This is a genomic window from Bacillus sp. FJAT-14266 (genome assembly GCF_001719225.1).
GTDB classification, from domain to species: domain Bacteria; phylum Bacillota; class Bacilli; order Bacillales; family Bacillaceae; genus Bacillus; species Bacillus subtilis.
Map to the genome: position 1 here is coordinate 3,989,875 of NZ_CP017072.1, position 17,609 is coordinate 4,007,483.

At 47.4% G+C, this 17,609-nt stretch carries 17 protein-coding genes, 1 pseudogene and 1 other annotated feature; of the genes and pseudogenes, 2 read left to right on the plus strand and 16 right to left on the minus strand.

The window, feature by feature from the left end; translation table 11 throughout:
- Nucleotides 1-55 precede the first annotated feature (55 nt).
- Nucleotides 56-484 (minus strand): cell wall hydrolase CwlJ, encoded by a 429-nt coding sequence (gene cwlJ, locus BGM23_RS20580; protein ID WP_003246500.1) that lies wholly within the window; start codon nucleotides 482-484, stop codon nucleotides 56-58.
- Between the two features lie 312 nt (nucleotides 485-796).
- Here cwlJ and BGM23_RS20590 point away from each other — a divergent pair, with 312 nt between their 5' ends.
- Nucleotides 797-1,183, plus strand: coding sequence for a YndM family protein (locus BGM23_RS20590; RefSeq protein ID WP_003246313.1), 387 nt, complete (start codon nucleotides 797-799; stop codon nucleotides 1,181-1,183).
- On the plus strand, nucleotides 1,143-1,277 hold the full coding sequence (locus BGM23_RS21970; protein WP_124073449.1) for a hypothetical protein: 135 nt from the start codon (nucleotides 1,143-1,145) through the stop codon (nucleotides 1,275-1,277). Before BGM23_RS20590 ends, BGM23_RS21970 begins: the two co-directional genes overlap by 41 nt.
- Here BGM23_RS21970 and BGM23_RS20595 read toward each other — a convergent pair.
- The 15 genes and pseudogenes from BGM23_RS20595 to glnK all read right to left on the minus strand — a co-directional run bounded on the left by BGM23_RS20595 (nucleotide 1,238) and on the right by glnK (nucleotide 17,479).
- Nucleotides 1,238-1,924, minus strand: a complete 687-nt coding sequence (locus tag BGM23_RS20595) for an ABC transporter permease (RefSeq protein WP_082359962.1) — start codon at nucleotides 1,922-1,924, stop codon at nucleotides 1,238-1,240. The genes BGM23_RS21970 and BGM23_RS20595 overlap by 40 nt on opposite strands.
- 18 nt (nucleotides 1,925-1,942) lie before the next feature.
- Complete coding sequence (locus BGM23_RS20600) at nucleotides 1,943-2,866, minus strand: ABC transporter ATP-binding protein (RefSeq protein WP_046664300.1); 924 nt, start codon at nucleotides 2,864-2,866, stop codon at nucleotides 1,943-1,945.
- A gap of 91 nt (nucleotides 2,867-2,957) precedes the next feature.
- Nucleotides 2,958-3,893, minus strand: a complete 936-nt coding sequence (gene ycbM, locus BGM23_RS20605) for a two-component system sensor histidine kinase YcbM (protein ID WP_015252907.1) — start codon at nucleotides 3,891-3,893, stop codon at nucleotides 2,958-2,960.
- Nucleotide 3,894: 1 nt separating this feature from the next.
- On the minus strand, nucleotides 3,895-4,575 hold the full coding sequence (gene ycbL, locus BGM23_RS20610) for a two-component system response regulator YcbL (protein WP_080348099.1): 681 nt from the start codon (nucleotides 4,573-4,575) through the stop codon (nucleotides 3,895-3,897).
- A 96-nt stretch (nucleotides 4,576-4,671) separates the two neighbouring features.
- A pseudogene (locus BGM23_RS20615) lies at nucleotides 4,672-5,611 on the minus strand (DMT family transporter).
- A 20-nt stretch (nucleotides 5,612-5,631) separates the two neighbouring features.
- Nucleotides 5,632-5,793: an anti-TRAP regulator gene (gene rtpA, locus BGM23_RS20620; RefSeq protein WP_003234807.1), complete on the minus strand. Its 162-nt coding sequence runs from the start codon at nucleotides 5,791-5,793 to the stop codon at nucleotides 5,632-5,634.
- A 96-nt stretch (nucleotides 5,794-5,889) separates the two neighbouring features.
- Nucleotides 5,890-6,137: a binding site (T-box leader), on the minus strand.
- A gap of 56 nt (nucleotides 6,138-6,193) precedes the next feature.
- Nucleotides 6,194-7,114, minus strand: a complete 921-nt coding sequence (mphK, locus tag BGM23_RS20625) for a macrolide 2'-phosphotransferase MphK (RefSeq protein ID WP_046664301.1) — start codon at nucleotides 7,112-7,114, stop codon at nucleotides 6,194-6,196.
- A gap of 278 nt (nucleotides 7,115-7,392) precedes the next feature.
- Nucleotides 7,393-8,925: a galactarate dehydratase gene (garD, locus tag BGM23_RS20630; RefSeq protein WP_046664302.1), complete on the minus strand. Its 1,533-nt coding sequence runs from the start codon at nucleotides 8,923-8,925 to the stop codon at nucleotides 7,393-7,395.
- A 91-nt stretch (nucleotides 8,926-9,016) separates the two neighbouring features.
- The gene (locus tag BGM23_RS20635) at nucleotides 9,017-9,718 is read right to left on the minus strand and encodes a FadR/GntR family transcriptional regulator (RefSeq protein WP_046664303.1); all 702 of its coding nucleotides are present in this window, start codon (nucleotides 9,716-9,718) and stop codon (nucleotides 9,017-9,019) included.
- 69 nt (nucleotides 9,719-9,787) lie between these two features.
- Complete coding sequence (gudD, locus tag BGM23_RS20640; protein ID WP_046664304.1) at nucleotides 9,788-11,155, minus strand: glucarate dehydratase; 1,368 nt, start codon at nucleotides 11,153-11,155, stop codon at nucleotides 9,788-9,790.
- A 36-nt stretch (nucleotides 11,156-11,191) separates the two neighbouring features.
- Complete coding sequence (gene gudP, locus BGM23_RS20645; protein ID WP_029726960.1) at nucleotides 11,192-12,559, minus strand: glucarate transporter GudP; 1,368 nt, start codon at nucleotides 12,557-12,559, stop codon at nucleotides 11,192-11,194.
- 83 nt (nucleotides 12,560-12,642) lie between these two features.
- Complete coding sequence (gene gucD / locus BGM23_RS20650; protein ID WP_003246263.1) at nucleotides 12,643-14,109, minus strand: alpha-ketoglutaric semialdehyde dehydrogenase GucD; 1,467 nt, start codon at nucleotides 14,107-14,109, stop codon at nucleotides 12,643-12,645.
- Between the two features lie 29 nt (nucleotides 14,110-14,138).
- On the minus strand, nucleotides 14,139-15,065 hold the full coding sequence (gene kdgD / locus BGM23_RS20655) for a 5-dehydro-4-deoxyglucarate dehydratase (RefSeq protein WP_003246372.1): 927 nt from the start codon (nucleotides 15,063-15,065) through the stop codon (nucleotides 14,139-14,141).
- A gap of 226 nt (nucleotides 15,066-15,291) precedes the next feature.
- Nucleotides 15,292-16,236 (minus strand): glutamine utilization two-component system response regulator GlnL, encoded by a 945-nt coding sequence (gene glnL, locus BGM23_RS20660; RefSeq protein ID WP_003234824.1) that lies wholly within the window; start codon nucleotides 16,234-16,236, stop codon nucleotides 15,292-15,294.
- Between the two features lie 10 nt (nucleotides 16,237-16,246).
- Nucleotides 16,247-17,479, minus strand: a complete 1,233-nt coding sequence (gene glnK, locus BGM23_RS20665; protein WP_010886394.1) for a two-component system sensor histidine kinase GlnK — start codon at nucleotides 17,477-17,479, stop codon at nucleotides 16,247-16,249.
- Nucleotides 17,480-17,609: the final 130 nt, after the last annotated feature.

Consider the following 17,609-nt stretch of genomic DNA (forward strand, 5'->3'; position numbering starts at 1 on the left):
TTGCATTGCATCTTTTCAAAGAAAAACACCGTTCAATTTGAACGGTGTCCTGTCTCTAAAATGTGTTATATACATTTTCACACGTCTCCGCCGTCGGCTGATAAAAGCAGTGTGACTTAAATCTGGCCACAAACGGCTGGTTATACCACTGGGCTGGACAGTCCCCCTGCGGCCTGAAGTACCATAAACTAAATTTTGCAGGCCAGCGCCTTTCACCATTAATCGACCGGCGTGCAAGGGCACGCTCGCTATCCCGCGCTCTTTGATAAAAATATCCATGAGTCACAGCCTCAAACGCGTGTGGCTGATAAATCATCTGCCTGATGGTGCGGAGGCCTTTAAAATCTGAGCAATTCGCCCGCAGCCGATTAATTCCAACGTTGCCGACAAGCAGCATCCCCTGCTTGCCTTCACCTTCCGCTTCCGCTCTGAGCAGCCTTGCCATCAAATCGACATCCGCACTCGTTGCTCTCACGACCGCCATCACGTCACCTCCCCTTGATCTCTTTTCATCATATTTCATTACTTCAGAAGTGATGACGGAGGGACAGGAGAAGTTTTTAAATTTATTCATCTAAAAACAGCAAACATAATGGGCTGTTGGGCATCAAAGCAGCGTCCGGTGCAGTACAAGCTTCACATTTCCGCTGTCGAAGCGCCGCAGCCTCAATTCCTGATTCACATCATTGACCCCTCCCCAGCAGATTTGCACCCGTCTCCGAAAAGAAATAAGGTTTAACTTTTTACATTTGAGGAATTATACATAACAAATCAAATGACAAAAGGAGGAATTGTAATGACACATGTGAAAGCGCTCGCTATTAAAGGTATTATGACGATTATTGTGTTGTATCTGGTGCTTGGTCTGGGCTTTGGGTTCACGTTTGGTGATACGCTGCTAATGACGATTGTGTTAGGGGTTATTTCTTATTTACTGGGCGATCTTTATGTATTGCCGAAATGGAATAATATGATTGCAACTTTGGCTGATTTTGGTTTGGCCTTTCTCGTGATCTGGCTGATGGGCATGCCGCTTTCTATGGGGATGACTGGCGGTGAAGTTGCATTGGCGGCTTTATTCGGCGCGATTGTCATGGCAATCGGTGAATATTGCTTCCATTTCTATATGATGAGCAAAGAGATTGGCAAGAAGCATTATCTTGAAACAAGAACAGACTCATAATGGAAAGGCCGATGCTGACAGCATCGGCCTTTTATACATATTGGGCGCCTTTGTTTACGCATCCTGCTTGTCCGCATTCCTGATCGCCATGTAGGAAAAGAACAATCCGAATGCCGCTAACGATAACGGGATATACACAACAGATGAAATCGAGAAGCCCGGACTTGTTGAGCTGATGAGCATCACAATTACTACAGATGAAATGATGGTCGCCGGAACCGAGTGTCTACGCATCCCAAAAAAGATGGGAACTAAACTGGTTCCAGCGGCGCCAAAAGCGAAAACCGCCATTTTGACCGCCTGTTGAGAAATGATCTTGGAAGTAAGCTCTCCCGGTATGAAATGGTAGATCGAGTTCAGCCAAAAGAAACCGGCGGCTATGAGTATATTTGAAAGTAAAATCGTGATAAACGTCAGTCCGCCCGCGATCATGAGCTTAGCGGTGAGCAGCTTTTTACGGCTGATCGGGTACGTGAACATCACAAGAATGGTTTTGTTTTTATATTCCGAAATCACCAATTTTACGATCAGCACAGCGCCAAATACGATAAATACCGCTCTGACGAAGGTGCCGATGATGAGGAATGCTTCATCCGTACTTTGGAACGAAACCCCGCCATCGGCTTTTTCGGAATAACTGATCAGCCACATAAAACCCATAATGATCACGTTGGCAATAAGGGCACCTCTGATATACCAGCCCATTTTCATTTTTCTTAATTCGATTCTGATCAGATTCATCAACGTGTCTCTCCTCCTTTACGCACTGATGCTATTGCCGTTGATCAATTTGATAAAATAATCCTCCAGCGACGTATACTTTTTGTTCATTGATTCAATGTCTACATCATTTAAAATCAATGCTTTGGATATGGCAGCCTGAGAGGCTTCAGCCTCGTAAATTCGAATCGTTTTCTCATTTAATATTTTAAAGTTGGTTAATTGCAGCTCTTTCTCCAGCACAAAGCATGCCCTTGTCTGATTCGATGTAACAAGCTCGATGTATTCAGTGTTCTGGCCCCTGACATCCTCCATTGATACCTCTTCAAGCAGCCTGCCGTCCCGAATGACGCCGATCGTGTCCGCAATTTGTTCGATTTCACCCAGCAGGTGGCTTGAGATCAGCAGCGTCATACCGTACTCTTTGCTCAGCACTTGAAACAAATGCCTGATCTTTTTAATGCCGAGAGGGTCAAGACCATTCACCGGCTCATCCAGAATAAGCAGGTCCGGCTTCGTGAGGATGGCACGCGCAATTCCAAGGCGCTGCTTCATCCCGAGGGAAAAGGTTTTGACGGGTTTTTTGTCGATTTGTTTTAAATTCACCATATCCAGCACTTCTTGTATGGCTTTTTTATTGTGATATCCCATATATTCACAATGCAGATCTAAATTTTCTTCAGCTGTCAGGTTTTCATAAAAAATCGGATATTCAATCATGCTGCCGATGTTCCCCAGAACCTCATATGACGTGTGGGTGAACTTGTTCCCAAGAATGATGATTTCACCGCTTGTCGGTTTGACAAGGCTCGTCAGCATTTTCATAATGGTTGTTTTCCCCGCGCCGTTCGGGCCGAGAAAGCCATAGATTTCACCTTTTTTAATATGCATGCTGACATTGGATACGACCTCTATGCCCTGATACGTTTTGGTCAGCCCGTTTGTTTGTACGATATAAGTCAACTTTGTTTCTCCTTCCCTCTCTTTTCCTGTTTTCTATTGTAGCGGCGAGCCCTGTCATTTTTATTTCTCAAACCTTAAGAAATTCTTACGATTAATATGTCATGCGTTTCAATGTAATCGTAAATGCAGTCCTTTCGTACGGCTTGCTTTGAACGGATATGGTGCCTCCCATTTTTTCTGTAAGCCGTTTCGTGATGGTTAAACCGAGACCGCTTCCTTGAAATGCTTTATTTCTGGATTCTTCAAGTGTGTACAGCCTCTCAAACACCCGCTGCTGATCGGTTTCACTAATCCCTTTTCCGCGATCCCATACGGTGATGGCGATGTTCCTCTCATCATAAGACAGCGTCAGTCCGATTAACTTGCCGGCCGCGCCATATTGAATCGCATTGGACAATAGGTTTTGCAGGATTCTGTCCAGAGCCTCTTCATTCGCCTGCGCATACACCGGCGTATCCGGTATATCGATGGCTGCTTGAAAGCCTTTTGACTGAACAACGTCATAATAGTGCAGGATATTTCGTTTGCATATGTCGTTCATATGTACTTTGGTGATCGGGATCTCTTTATCTTCAGATTCTAATTTCGCTAAATCAAAAAAGGAATTGATCATCTGAATAAGTTCATTTGTTTTCTGGCGGAGCTTCCCCAACAATCTTTCCCGCTCTTCTTCCGGCATGTTCGGGTCACTTTGAATGGCTTCGATATAACCGAGAATGACCGTTAACGGCGTTTTCAGGTCGTGCGACATATTGGTCAGCATCCGCTTCATGGATTGCTCTGTTTTGGCAAATTGGGCGCTGATCTGCTGACGATTCTCAACGAAAAGATTAATGTTAACAAGCAAGTCTTTGAGCGCATGATCGTCTGTAGGAAGCAAAATTTGTCCTGCCGAATCCCGGCTGAGCATGTAGCTAAGCTGGTCAGCCGTGTAAGCCAGATTCCCGTCCCGCTTCTTTTTCATTATGAATTGAATCACATTCAGACACGCCAGAGCGATGACAGCGGCCACCCATAGCACTGTCATTCTAAAACTCTCCTAATTTATAACCGATGCCCCATAGCGTTTTAATATATTGAGGGGAGGAGGGGTCATCCTCAATCTTTTCTCTGAGCCGCCGCATATGTACGTTAATGATGTTCTGATCATCAAAGTACTCTTCATTCCAAACGGAACGGTAGATTTGTTCTTTCGTAAACACTTTTTTAGGATTTGATGCAAATAAGCACAGCAGCTGCCATTCTGTTGACGTCAGCTGGAGCGGCTCTCCGTTTTTCAAAACGGAAACATTGTCTATATCTATCGCAAGCTGGTGAATCCGGATCACCTTATTCACAGCCGGCTCCTCTGCCGAATATTGCGTCGCCCGCCGTATCGCGGCTTTTACTCTGGCTGTCAGCTCAATCATCGAAAACGGTTTGGCGATATAATCATCCGCCCCAAAACCCAGTCCCAATGCCTTATCCACATCTCCGTCTTTTGCCGAAATCATTAAGACCGGTATATTGCTTTTTTCCCGGATGATTTTCAGAAAATCCATGCCGTTCAGCTTCGGGAGCATGATATCAAGGAGGACCAAATCGTATGAATCCTGCTGAAACAGCCGGATGCCCTCTTCTCCGTCCAAAGCATGCACAATTCCAAAGCCTTCTTTTGTTAAATAATGATCCACCATTTCACTGATTGAGTGGTCGTCTTCTACAAGCAATATGCGCTGCATCTTCTCACCTAACCTTTACAAAATCAAAAAACACACACGTAATTACACTTATTGTAATTGAAAAACGTGTGTGTTTTATAAAAATTATTCTTTTTTTCCTATTTTCAGCTTCCTGTATTCCATGCCCGTAATGACAAAAAATACGGCACCGCATCCAATGACTTGAATGAGCCCGAGCCGTTCACCGAGAAATAAAGCTCCATAGAAAATCGTCAGGATAGGCCCTGCCATTGAAATGGCGGCGGCTCGCTGTGCCCCGATTCGTTTTATGCCCTCAAGCATTAGCACAAATGGAATCACTGTGGTAACGACTGCAATTACCGCGAACAAACCATACATAGAAAGCGGATATGCTGCCATTGGCGTATTCATGCCAGCCGCCGATTTGATCCCTGTGTAAAGCATCATGGCAGCTCCAGCAGCTGTCATCCCGTATGCATTGAGACGGATCCCCCCCGATTTGATGGACGAGATGCCCGGAAAGGACAAGATAACCAGCATAGACGGCCGAAGATAACAAAATGAATACAGCTCCAATCATATTCGCCTGGAAAAGCTCAGCATTCCAGCCGCCCAGCGCCAAGAAAAGCCCAAACATGACCGCCAGAACTGCGAAAAGGTCCTGAATTGAGGACATTTTCCGGTCACGACACGCGGTGAATCCAAACACAAACAACGGATAGCTCATCAGCAATATACGTTCAACCATTGCGGATACATGGTTCAGCCCGATAAAATCAAGCAAGGGAGACAGAAAAAAACAAAACACTCCCGCGCCACAAGCCTTCCATAGGTCTCCTTTTTTCTTACCGTCTGGCATTGGAGGACGGTATATTAAAAAAATCAGCCAAAACAGCGGAACAGCCAGCAGCTGCCTGTATAGCAGCACGGCATCTGGCTCAGCACCCATTTGGTATGCCCATTTTATCCAAATCGATTTAGACGCAAAACAAACTGTTCCGATCAGCAAAAAAATCGTACCTGCTGCGGCCTCACGAATCTTACTCTGCTCTTCTGCTCTCATCTCAGCTCAGCTTTTCTCCTTTACTTATTCAAATGCTTTTGGATAAAATCCAGAAGCGTATATCCTTGAGCAGTCAGAATAACACCTTTTCCGCTGCAGGCCGGGCAAGGTGTTCCTTCGATTTCTCCCGCTCTTTCACATTTAGGACATGCGACCTCAAGATCATCAGTTGCAATGACCATTTGATATCCTCCTTTCTAACTCATCTGCTATGCCACCACCAGCCATCGTCCATTGGCCGTCACCTCCTTTAAGAAACACAAAAACCCCCGTCCTATGCAAAGGACGAGGGTCTCGTGGTACCACCTTTATTAACAGCTATACAGCCGTTCACTCTAAGTACAGAAAACCTATGTTTCGATACTCCTCTCTTGGTAACGGGGAGAGAAACCCGGCATCGCCTACTATCCGTTCAGCAAAGCAATTCAGAAGCCCATTCGGCATCAGGGGAGGATCGGTTCACACCTGCCACCGACTCTCTGAACCTCCATTCTGATGCGTACTTGCTCTTCCTCACGATTGTTAATCCGTTCTATTATTTGTAGAGTTTATAATACTCGGTTCATGAAACGAAGTCAATTCTTAATCCGATGTTACACCAAGTGCTTCCAGCGCCATATTGATGTGTTCCTCCTGCTGTGTTTGCAGAGCTAGCTTGGCGATTTCCACCGGATACGCCGCCTGCATCTCTGAAATGTGTTCCTGCATTTTTGCCCATATTCGGCCGCCTGCTTGATCATAGTATTCAAGCAAACGGGCAGTTTCTTTTTCTCCGAAAATGGTTTGATAAAGAACAAAATCCTTGGCTGGGTCAGCAACCTTCGCTTCTGTCCAATCCAGAAGTCCTGTGACACGTCCATTTTGATCGATAAGGATATGCGGCGGGTGGAGATCGCCGTGTATCAAAGAAGAGAAACCCGGCCAGTATGCATCATCATCTATCCACTTTTGCCATCTTTCCCAAAGCGTCGTAGATACGCCAAGCTTATTCTTCACATCAACCATAGAGTCTGCTGTCATTTGCCTGAAATCTTCTGGCCTTATCACTTCTATTCCGGATTGCCCAGCAGATATTTGATCCGTGCCATGTAATTCAGCCAGTATGCCAGCAAGTGTGCGGACAAAGTCGTCTGACGGCGGCTGATGATCCATATTCCATACATATTGCTTTTGTTCCAAGTCAATTCCAGCAGCCGGCGTTCCTTTTAACATTGGGTAAGCGATCAATTCCGGTGTATGAATTCTCCAATCCGGCACATCAGCAGTCAGATTCGCGCGGAGAAAGGCAAGCGTTATGCCTTCTGCAGATGCTCTTTCCACAACATCACTTCGCCGCGGTTTTCGCAGCACCCATGGCATACCTGTGTCGTCCTTGGCAAATACAACTTGAAAGTCCATTCCGGTTTCATTCAATTGCGCGTTCTCAGAATGAACCGTCAAACCTTGGCTGCGTGCAAGCCCGACAATCTCAGTGATCATCTGTTTTTCGGTAAGGTTTGTCATCCCATTTCCCCTTTCTCATGCTCCGCCCTGAAGGAGAGAGAGGGGATGTTTGGAGGCAGAAAAAAGAAGGCAGGCATCGCCACCCTCTTTTTTAATAACCATATAAGGGCTCATACATAGGCGGATTCATCCCGATTCTCCCGCATTCAGGCGAGAGTTGCTCACTATTGAATTCGTGTCACTCGGAATCTAATGAATGCCATGCTGTAACCCCTCCGTTTCCTATACGTTAATTGTATTTTACATCATATTCCATCTAATCGCTATAAAAAAATGAATCAAGTCACTGGAGCAGGATTAAACAAGCACAAATCATTATGAAGGCCCCAACGGTCTGCCCACGTTTGTTTTCGGCCGCTTGCCACATCCAAAATCGTTCTGAAGATTTCCCAGCCTACGTCTTCGATACTGGCCTCTCCTGTCGCGATTTGGCCGGCATTGATATCGATTAAATCAGCCCAATGCTCTGATAAGGAATGCCGCGTCGATACTTTCAGCACCGGCGCAGCAGCCAGGCCGTATGGTGTTCCCCTTCCTGTCGTAAACACCTGCAGATTCATGCCCGCAGCCAGCTGCAGGGTGCCGCACACAAAATCGCTTGCCGGTGTCGCCGCGAACAGCAGGCCTTTTTGCTCTGCTCTTTCACCAGGGCCGAGCACGCCGGAGATGGGGCTTGTGCCTGATTTCGCTACCGAGCCTAACGCTTTTTCCACCACATTGGATAATCCGCCTTTTTTATTGCCTGGTGACGGGTTTGCGCTTCGGTCTGCGTCTCCCCGCCGAAGATAGCTGTCATACCACTTCATCTCTTTGATCAGTGATTGTCCGACCTCTTCACTGACAGCCCGCGGCGTTAATAAATGAATGGCATCCCGCACCTCTGTCACTTCAGAAAACAAAACCGTTGCACCTGCGCGAACCAATAAATCAGCCGCATACCCCACGGCAGGGTTCGCCGTCACGCCGGAAAACGCATCACTGCCGCCGCATTGCAGGCCGATAACCAGATCCGAAACAGGGCATGACACCCGGGTTCTGCTGTTCAGCCTGATTAACCGTTCCTCCGCCATTTCCAAAATGGATTGGATCATCGCCGCAAAACCTCGGTGATCCTGGAGCGATAGAATGTCATCATCATTTTCGGAGGCAATTCTTTCCGGGAGGAGCTTTTCACATCCCAATCCGATGACCATTACTTCTCCGCCGAAGTTCGGATGCTTCGCAAGATTTTGAATCGTGCGGATCGGAATGACAGCGTCGGGCGCATTGATCGCCACGCCGCATCCGTATTGATGATGCAGCGGCACAACGTCATCGACATTTGGGTATTTCGGCAACAGCTCTTCTTTTATTCGTTTGACTGCATAATCCAAAACGCCAACAACACATTGAACACTTGTCGTGATGCCGAGGATATTTTTTGTCCCCGCACTGCCATCCGCATTCCGGTATCCTTCAAACGTGTAGCCTTCAAGAGGCGGGCGCGGCTGCGGCACCCTGTTTGCGAGAGGAAGATCGTCTAACGCCGGAGGAGCGGGCATTCTCACGAGGGCTTCCCGTATCCAGCTCCCGCGTTTGATCGTCTCATCAGCAAATCCGATCACCTCTCCGTAACGCACGATCTCGTCCCCTTGATTAAGATCGGTGAGGGCCACCTTATGGCCTTGAGGAACATCCTCTTCAAGTACGAGCCCGCATGAGAAAACAGTGCCCTTTGGCAGTCCTCCATCATTTACAATAATCGCGGTGTTATCTATTTCATGCACTTTGATGTAAAGGGGCGCTTGGTTCTTCCTGAGGTTCATCGCCATATGAAAATCACTCCTCATAACTTAGTAAGCGTTTTCTAAATTGGTTTTAAAAAAACCGCAGCTCTTACGTTTCAACTGCGGTTGCTCACCATTATTTATCATCCATTCCTTTTAGAATTTTGTCACGGACAAATTTCAGATGTTCATACATGTGGTAATGTGCTTTGTACGGATCTCTTTTGGCAAGGGCGTCGTAGATTTTTTTGTGATATTCGACCGTTACATCTCTCTCCCTGTACGGAATTTGGCTGTCAATTTTCGCATGGGTGATCAGCAGGGACTGAATCATCCCTTCAACGACGGGGTTATTGGCGCTTAACGCAATAATTCGATGGAACTCTTTATCCGCTTCACCATAATGATTGTCAGTGCTGTTGGCAATATCGTCGATCGTCTTCTGCAAACGCTGAAGCTCTTCCTCATTGATTTTTTCCGCGGCAATTGTCACGAGTCCGAGTTCTAGCGCCATCCGCGCTTCAATGATAGCCGGAAGATTATCAGTGGCCAAAGCAAGCATGACGGAAAATGGCTGCATGCCGATTTTATCGTTGAAATATGTGCCCCCTCGTGTTTTTCTCGTAATGACGCCCAGCGTTTCAAGTGAACTGAGTGCTTCCCGTAGCACCGGCCTGCTGACATGCAAAATGTCCATCAGTTCCATTTCTGTCGGCAATTTGTCTCCGGCCCTCAACTGTCCGCTCGATAATAAATGGACAATCCGTTCGATGACCTGCTTGGCTAATGTTTTCCGATTGACTGTATCGACTTTCAAATCTTCTAAACCTTCGTACACGAACAACTCTCCCTTCAGTTGTTCAATTGTAAGACAAAATAGCGGATATGACAATATTTACAATCAAACTTATCGCACAAGACATGGACGCTTCCGGTCAAATTCCCAGTTGCTGATCAGGAACTGCATTGGGATCGCGTCATTCCGTGCGCCTAAATTCATTTTCCAATAGATCTCATGCGCTTTTTCCACTTGTTCCATATCAATATCGACGCCTAGTCCAGGCTTATCCGGCACCTTGACACAGCCAGAAGAAATCTCAAAAGGCTGTTTCGTTAATCGCTGCCCGTCCTGCCAGATCCAATGGGTATCAATCGCCGTGATCCGCCCCGGAGCCGCTGCTGCCACATGGGTAAACATCGCAAGGGAAATATCAAAGTGGTTGTTGGAGTGCGAGCCCCATGTCAAACCCCAATCATGGCACATTTGCGCAACCCGCACCGACCCTTGCATCGTCCAAAAATGCGGATCAGCCAGCGGTATATCGACCGCGTGGAGCTGAATCGCGTGACCCATTTCCCGCCAGTCAGTCGCAATCATATTTGTCGCAGTCGGAAGCCCTGTCGCGCGGCGGAATTCAGCCATTACTTCACGAGCGGAGTAGCCATTCTCATCCCCGCACGGATCTTCCGCATACGCGAGCACATCTTGCTTTCCTTTGCATAATGCAATAGCTTCCTCTAATGACCATGCCCCGTTCGGATCAAGAGTGATCCTTGCCTCTGGAAAACGTTTCGATAATGCGGTAACAGCTTCGATTTCCTCTTCTCCCCGCAGCACCCCGCCTTTCAACTTGAAATCCTGAAAGCCATAGCGCTCCTGTGCGAATTCGGCAAGACGCACAATGGCCTCCGGCGTCAGCGCTTCCTCATGGCGCAGACGGAACCACGCACAATCTGACTGCTCATCGCTTTGATACGGCAAGGTCGTCCGCTTTCGGTCGCCGATGTAAAAGAGGTAACCGAGCATTTTTACTTCATCACGCTGCTTCCCTTCGCCCAATAAAGCCGCGACCGGTTCCTGAAGAAACTTTCCAAGCAAATCTAACAAAGCCGCTTCCAGTGCGGTGACGGCGTGCACAGTGGTGCGCAAATCAAACGTCTGGTTTCCTCGCCCTCCCCTGTCCTGATCGCCAAACTGCTTTCTGACCGTTTGCAATATCGCTTGGTACGCACCGATAGATTTTCCGACAACAAGCGGCTCTGACAGCTCCAGTGTGCGCCGAATATGCTCTCCGCCAGGCACCTCGCCGACTCCCTGATCTCCGCTGCTGTCCGTTAAGATTACGATATTCCGGGTAAAAAACGGGCTGTGTGCTCCGCTTAGATTCAGCAGCATGCTGTCATGTCCCGCAACAGGAATCACCTTCATTTCAGTAATTGAGGGAATATTCGATCTTTTCTCTTTTTGAACCTGCTCTTGTATCGGTGAACTCATGCATTTTCCTCCCTTTATAAAGCGCTTTCTTAAATATTAGACAGGCAACGATTGATCGGGGTCTTGTTCTTGTTTCTTTAACACGACCCGTTTGATCGGCCCGACCAGCAGCAAATAGCTGAGGATCGCCGCAATCGCGTTAGCTCCGACAAACACAAGCGCGCCATTGAAAGATCCAGTGGCATTGACAATGTATCCGATAATAATCGGTGTTGTAATTGAGGCAATATTGCCGAAAGTGTTGAACAAACCGCCGCTTAATCCTGCACATTCTTTCGGAGACGTGTCCGACACGACAGCCCAACCCAGTGCGCCGAAGCCTTTTCCGAAAAACGCGAGCGACATAATGATAACGACGAGCCATGCTGAATCTGTGTAGTTGCAGACAATCATACTGCAAGACAGCAGCATGCCGGCAATGATTGGCACTTTTCTTGCAAAGGTCAGTGAACGGCCTTTTTTGAGCAAGATGTCTGACACAATGCCCCCAAGCACGCCGCCGGCAAATCCGCACAGCGCCGGCAGGGAAGCGACAAACCCAGCTTCAAGAATAGACATGCCGCGGGCCTGAACCAAATATACCGGAAACCATGTGAGAAAGAAATAGGTGAGAGTCGTAATACAGTATTGCGCGATGTACACGCCAATCAGCATGCGGTTCGTTAACAGCTGTTTGATATACGGCCATTTCGATTCTGTTTCTTGTTTGCTTTTACTGTCATCCATGGAAATCAGCCCGCCGCCCTGTTCGATGTACGCAAGCTCAGCTTCATTAACCTTCGGATGTTTTTTCGGTTCATACACCGTTTTTAGCCAGATGACAGCCAGAAGAATGCCTGCAATACCCATGACAACGAAAACGGAATGCCAGCCGAAAGAGTGGGTAAGCCAGCCCATTAAAGGAGAAAAAATGACGATTGCGAAGTATTGTGCTGAATTAAAAAAGGCTGAAGCTGTCCCGCGCTCGGAGCTTGGAAACCATGAGGCAACAACTCTGCCGTTTCCGGGAAATGAAGGCGCTTCTGATAAACCAACCAGAAAACGCAGTGCAAACAGCAGGATAATCGCTGTGCCGGCGGAGAAAAAGCCAATCGCCCCTTGCAGCAACGTAAAAAACGACCAGAAAAAGATGCTTAACGCAATGATAGTCTTTGAACCAAAACGGTCCAGCAGCCAGCCGCCCGGAAGCTGTCCGATGACATAGGCCCAGCCAAAGGCAGAAAAGACATATCCCATGGCGACCGAGTCCAATCCCAAATCGTGCTGGACGGAATCTCCGGTGATGGAAAGCGTCGCTCGATCCGCGTAGTTAATAGAGGTCACAAGAAACAGCATAAACACGATGAACCAGCGCACGGACGTTTTTTTGCCCGCCGGAGTAACACTCGCAAAGTCTTTTTTCATAGTATCTTCTCCTTTTCAAAGTAGAGAATCATATGCTGGTTGTGATAAACCGGGAAAGAGACGCACGCCTCTTTCCAGCACCATTACGGCTTCACAAAAACAGTTTTGATCGCTGTGAAAAAGTCCTTCGCTGCCTCACCCTGTTCTCGGGAGTGGGAGCTCGACTGCTTCATGCCGCCAAAAGGCGCCTGCAGCTCAACACCTGCGCTTTCTGCATTGATCCGAACCAGCCCGGCATCGATTTCATCAATGAAAGAAAGCATTCGGCCGATGTTTTCCGTGAAGATGGATGCACTTAAACCGAACTTCACATCATTGGCGATGTTCAGCGCCTCCTCTATCGAGTCCACCTTGATCAAGGCGATCACCGGACCGAAAATTTCCTCCTGGGCAATTGTCATCTCAGATGTCACATTGTCAAAGATGGCAGGCTGAACATAATAGCCGTTTTGATACTTTCCGTTCTCCAGCTTTTCTCCTCCTATTAAAAGGGAAGCGCCCTCCTGTTTGCCTTTCTCAATGTATGACAGGCAGTTATCAAGCTGATTCTTGCTGGCTATCGGTCCCATCCAGACATCCTCTTTTAAGCTGTCTCCGATTGTAATATCTTTTGTGCGCTGGAGCAGTTTTTCTTTAAAGCGCTCGTAAATTCCGCTTTGTACGATGACACGGCTTGTCGCGGTGCATTTCTGGCCGGTTGAACGGAAGGCCCCCGTTATGACAGCTTCTGCCGCAGCTTCAAGGTCAGCGTCATCAGCTACGATGACAGGGTTTTTGCCGCCCATCTCAAGCTGATATTTGGCTCCCCTCGCTAAAGCGGCTTGCCCGATGATTTTTCCGACTTGATTTGAACCGGTAAACGTAACGGCGTTTACACCGTCATGCTCAGCAAGCCCCTGCCCGACAACAGAACCCGGGCCTGTCACCAAATTGATGACCCCTGCCGGGAGCCCCGCTTCCTCAAAGCAGGCAATGATCTTCGCGCATGTCACAGCTGTTTCTGTCGCCGGTTTGATGACAACGGTATTGCCGTATACCAATGCCGGCGCCATTTTCCAAATCGGAATCGCCACTGGGAAGTTCCACGGAGAAATCACACCGACCACACCGAGCGGAACACGGGTGGTAAACATGAGCGCGTCTTTGTCAGTAGACGGAATGACGTCACCCGTTTTTCGCATGCCCTCTCCGGCGTAATAGCGCAGAATGGCAATCCCCCGGGCTGTTTCTCCCTTCGCTTCCGGCAATGTTTTACCCATTTCACGCGTTGCACAGGCGGCGATTTCCTCCAAGCGCTGCTCCATGATATCCGCTGTTTTGTATAAGTATTGGCCGCGCTCGGCACCCGTCAGCTTTCTCCAAGCCGTTTTGGCTTCATTGGCGGCGGTGACGGCACGTTCCACATCTTCAGCCGTTGAATTCTGTACATATCCGACAATATCATTCACATCGGCAGGGTTTTCGACTTTGACCATATCGCCTGATTGAGACTTAACCCACTCTCCGTTAATAAAGTTGAGGTACGTGTTTTGTTCCGTGATCACAGACATGCCCATTGCCCCTTTCGTGTTTTTTCTGGTCAAACCGTCGCGGCTTTTTTCGGAAAACGGTCAGCCGCCTGCTTCAAAATTGCTTCCAATTGCTGATAATGATCTTTTTCAACCGGGCCGACAGGCGGTCTGGCTGTATTCCTTACATTCAAACCCATGATTTCCATACCGGCTTTAATCAAGGATACGGCGTAGCCTTTTCGTTGTTTGCGAATGTCGTTGATCGGCAGAATCACATGCCGATAGAGTTCCTTCACAAGCTCGTCATTTCCGTTTTTCAATGCATCATAGAACATTCGCGAAATATGCGGGATATAATTTGAAATCGCTGAAGAGTAAGAGTGGAACCCGATCGGCAGATAAGCCGGCATCGTCACTTCAGCCATCGGCATTCCGTTGAGCCATCCCAAGCGGTCGCCGATCGTATAGACGAGATTGATATTCAAATCCATATTTCCTACCCCGTCTTTGACACCGACAAGCTGTTCACATTCGGTCAGACGTTTGATCTGTTCAACAGAGAGAACTGCGTTATCGCGCTGATAAAGAATCGCGTTCAAGTCAGTGCTTTCAATAATCGTTTTCGCATACTGGTACAGCCCCTCCTGTTCGCCATGCACCAAATACGGAGGCAGAATCAAGTAGCCGTCGGCGCCTTTTTTCTCCGACAGCTGCGCCCAATCAAGCGCTGTGCTGAGGTTGCCGCCCACCCCCGTGTAGACCGGCACCTTTCCTCCGGCTGCCGAGACTGCGACTTCCACCATTTGCTCATATTCCTTCTGGCTGAGAGATTGGAATTCACCAGACCCGCAAGCGATAAATATCGCTTCCAAGCCCTCATTCAGCAAAAACTCAATGTTTTGAAAAAGAGCTTCTTCCTCCAGTTTTCCTTGTGTGTTAAAAGGAGCAACCGGAAAACCTAAAATTCCAGCGGGTGCTTTTCTGATACGGCTCATCAACATAACCTCCTGTTATTTGTGTATACGGCCTCTATCTGTAAGCGCTTTTATTAATTTTTCTTTCACATCCGCTCCTTCCCATATATCCTTTTGTTTAATTGTAAGACAAATAAACAATAAGTCAATATCTTTATTTTCTGATATTTTATAAAAAAGCGGTAAATCACTGTCCGGCCGGGATTCTGCGCAGCAAAAAAACAGCCTGGTCAGCCGGCTGTTTGGTTTATATCCTTCTTTGTTTCATCGTCTCATGCAAAAGCTTTGCTTCCAAAAAAAACACGTGGATGAATTTTTTCATATTTATTCTAGCAGGTGCAAGGGGTTTTGCATCCTTGGATTGGAGTTCTTTCATTTTCTGGCTGACAACCGGAAAATCAAAGAATTTCGATGCATAGGTTTCAAATTTTGGATTCGAAAAATCAGTTGTGCCCAGTGAAGCAAAATGGTGCAGCGAATGAATAATCGCTCTGCGGATACGCTGCTCCGAGGCTTTCATTTCGCGATTGACTTCCGTCTGTGAGGCTCCTGTCCCCAGCTTCCGTACCGCTACTTGGGTGAATATTTGTTTTAGCGAAGGGCTTTGTTTTTCGTGCGGCTCGGATTGCTCGTGTTCTGCTAAATACTGCAGGACCGCCATGAGATCATGTGCGCCGCCTTCTCCCATCATGCCCAGCTCGGACAACAGGAATGTTCCTGCCTCTTTTAAACCGCTGTCACTCTTCTGCTGGGGACGCGCTTTCCGTTCAGTCCGATTGACAAGCCGGCTTAGAGAATGCTGAATGGCTCCAATCGAGTGTTCAAGCTCGATCCGCTCCTTCACCTTTTGGAGAACCGTGACAATTTCAATGCGGTTAATCGGCTTATGGATAAAATATTCGATGCCGAGCGAGTACGCTTCCCCGACCATTTCCTTCGCCTCCACTTGAGAGATCATTACGATTTTGCCGGAGTACGTATTCTGGATCTGACGAATCGTCTCAATGCCGTCTCTTCCGGGCATTAACAGATCGATTAATAAAATATCAATCTGCTTAAATTGCAGCATATGCCCTTCCACTTGGCTTCCGTCGTCTGCTTCACCAGCAGCTTCCCCGAGATCTTCGTCCTCAATGATCTGCCTTAAAATTGACCGCACCGCACGGTCATCATCTGCAATAAAAAAACGCATAGCTTTTGGTTCACCCTTTCTGAATCAAATGCCGGACAGGCAGCCTGATGGCAAACACCACTCCCCGCTGCTGATTATCAAACGTGATATCCCCTTCTAGCTCTGTCACGATTTCCTTTACGTAGGAAAGTCCGATACCCGTAGAAGGCGTGCCAAATTCGTCATATTTTGAAGTAAAGCCCGGGTCAAACACAATGTCTCCGATTTTCTCGGAAATCCCGGGGCCATTGTCTTCCACCTGGAATTCTACCATACTCTCATTTGGCTTACGGAGCCTCAGGCTGACCATTCCCTCTTCATCCATAGCCTCTACCGCATTTGCTGTTAGATTATTAATGATCGAAAGCACGATAAATACGTGATATTCGTCATGCTCTCCCTCGATCGAGCAGTAAAAATCAATCTGCTTCCCTAGTGCTTCAGCGTACTTTTCATTCATTCGAATCACGAGCTGCAGCAAATCAGAAGCCCTCATATAATCTCTCAAACTCTCATTCGAAATCAGTTTTGAAAGCCCTGCGAATATCCGCTGGTTGTCCTTTTTCACTTCATGAATCTCTCCGGCCAGTCTCAGGATTCTGCCGCTCAGCTGAACATCCTTGCCCTTCATTTCCCGATAGAGCTGATACGAATCGTTTGTCACTTTCTCTGTCGTTTTCAATGTCTTTTTTAGGTGCACCGTTTCTTCATATAAATTGGAAACGATCATCAGCATGTGCTCGTGCTGCTGCCTTGTCTGTTTTTCTCTCGATTGTGTTTCATACAGCTTCAGCACACTATAAAAGCTCATCACAATAAATGTGTGAGAAATCGCAATCACCGCAATGTCAGTGATTTTCTCAGGCGTGACAACCGTATGAAAAATGAGAAATTGCACAGTTAGCTCGACACAATCTGACACAACTTCAATCATAAACCCAATGAAACCGAGCATAATCGGCCGTTCACGGAAACGATTGGCCTTTAATATGGAAAACAGACAGGCGTAAGTCATATAAAAGAAAAAGCCAGACGCTTGATCATACAGAATCGGAGTCAGCCCATTGTGTCCTCCGCCCCATAATTCCAGAAAGACGCGAAAGATGAAAACAGCCGCTCCAGTCAGAAAACCCGGCAGCACAGCGGGCACATGCCGCAACAATGATAAAAAGAAGAAAAAAACCGGTGCCCCAAAGCTGACCCGGAATTCTTCATTGAGGGGATAAAATTTCAGTTCACCGGCCAGCGGCACCGTAATCAGCATGAGGGCCAGTATATATCCGTCTTTTTCAATAAACCGTTCCAGTTTTATGTTGATCACATCCTCGCTTTTTATTTTGGGGAATCGGGAGAAAACCTGCAAATTGCTTTTGACCCAGAACATGAGGTTTTTA

What these genes read in the sequence shown, in the direction of transcription:
- rtpA (WP_003234807.1), bottom strand. Translation starts at nt 5,793, where the DNA reads ATGGTCATTGCAACTGATGATCTTGAGGTCGCATGTCCTAAATGTGAA.
- kdgD (WP_003246372.1), bottom strand. Translation starts at nt 15,065, where the DNA reads ATGAGCCGTATCAGAAAAGCACCCGCTGGAATTTTAGGTTTTCCGGTT.
- ycbM (WP_015252907.1), bottom strand. Translation starts at nt 3,893, where the DNA reads ATGACAGTGCTATGGGTGGCCGCTGTCATCGCTCTGGCGTGTCTGAAT.
- gudD (WP_046664304.1), bottom strand. Translation starts at nt 11,155, where the DNA reads ATGAGTTCACCGATACAAGAGCAGGTTCAAAAAGAGAAAAGATCGAAT.
- garD (WP_046664302.1), bottom strand. Translation starts at nt 8,925, where the DNA reads ATGGCGATGAACCTCAGGAAGAACCAAGCGCCCCTTTACATCAAAGTG.
- BGM23_RS20590 (WP_003246313.1), top strand. Translation starts at nt 797, where the DNA reads ATGACACATGTGAAAGCGCTCGCTATTAAAGGTATTATGACGATTATT.
- BGM23_RS20595 (WP_082359962.1), bottom strand. Translation starts at nt 1,924, where the DNA reads ATGAATCTGATCAGAATCGAATTAAGAAAAATGAAAATGGGCTGGTAT.
- cwlJ (WP_003246500.1), bottom strand. Translation starts at nt 484, where the DNA reads ATGGCGGTCGTGAGAGCAACGAGTGCGGATGTCGATTTGATGGCAAGG.
- glnK (WP_010886394.1), bottom strand. Translation starts at nt 17,479, where the DNA reads ATGCTGATTACGGTGCCGCTGGCCGGTGAACTGAAATTTTATCCCCTC.
- mphK (WP_046664301.1), bottom strand. Translation starts at nt 7,114, where the DNA reads ATGACAAACCTTACCGAAAAACAGATGATCACTGAGATTGTCGGGCTT.
- gudP (WP_029726960.1), bottom strand. Translation starts at nt 12,559, where the DNA reads ATGAAAAAAGACTTTGCGAGTGTTACTCCGGCGGGCAAAAAAACGTCC.
- glnL (WP_003234824.1), bottom strand. Translation starts at nt 16,236, where the DNA reads ATGCGTTTTTTTATTGCAGATGATGACCGTGCGGTGCGGTCAATTTTA.
- gucD (WP_003246263.1), bottom strand. Translation starts at nt 14,109, where the DNA reads ATGTCTGTGATCACGGAACAAAACACGTACCTCAACTTTATTAACGGA.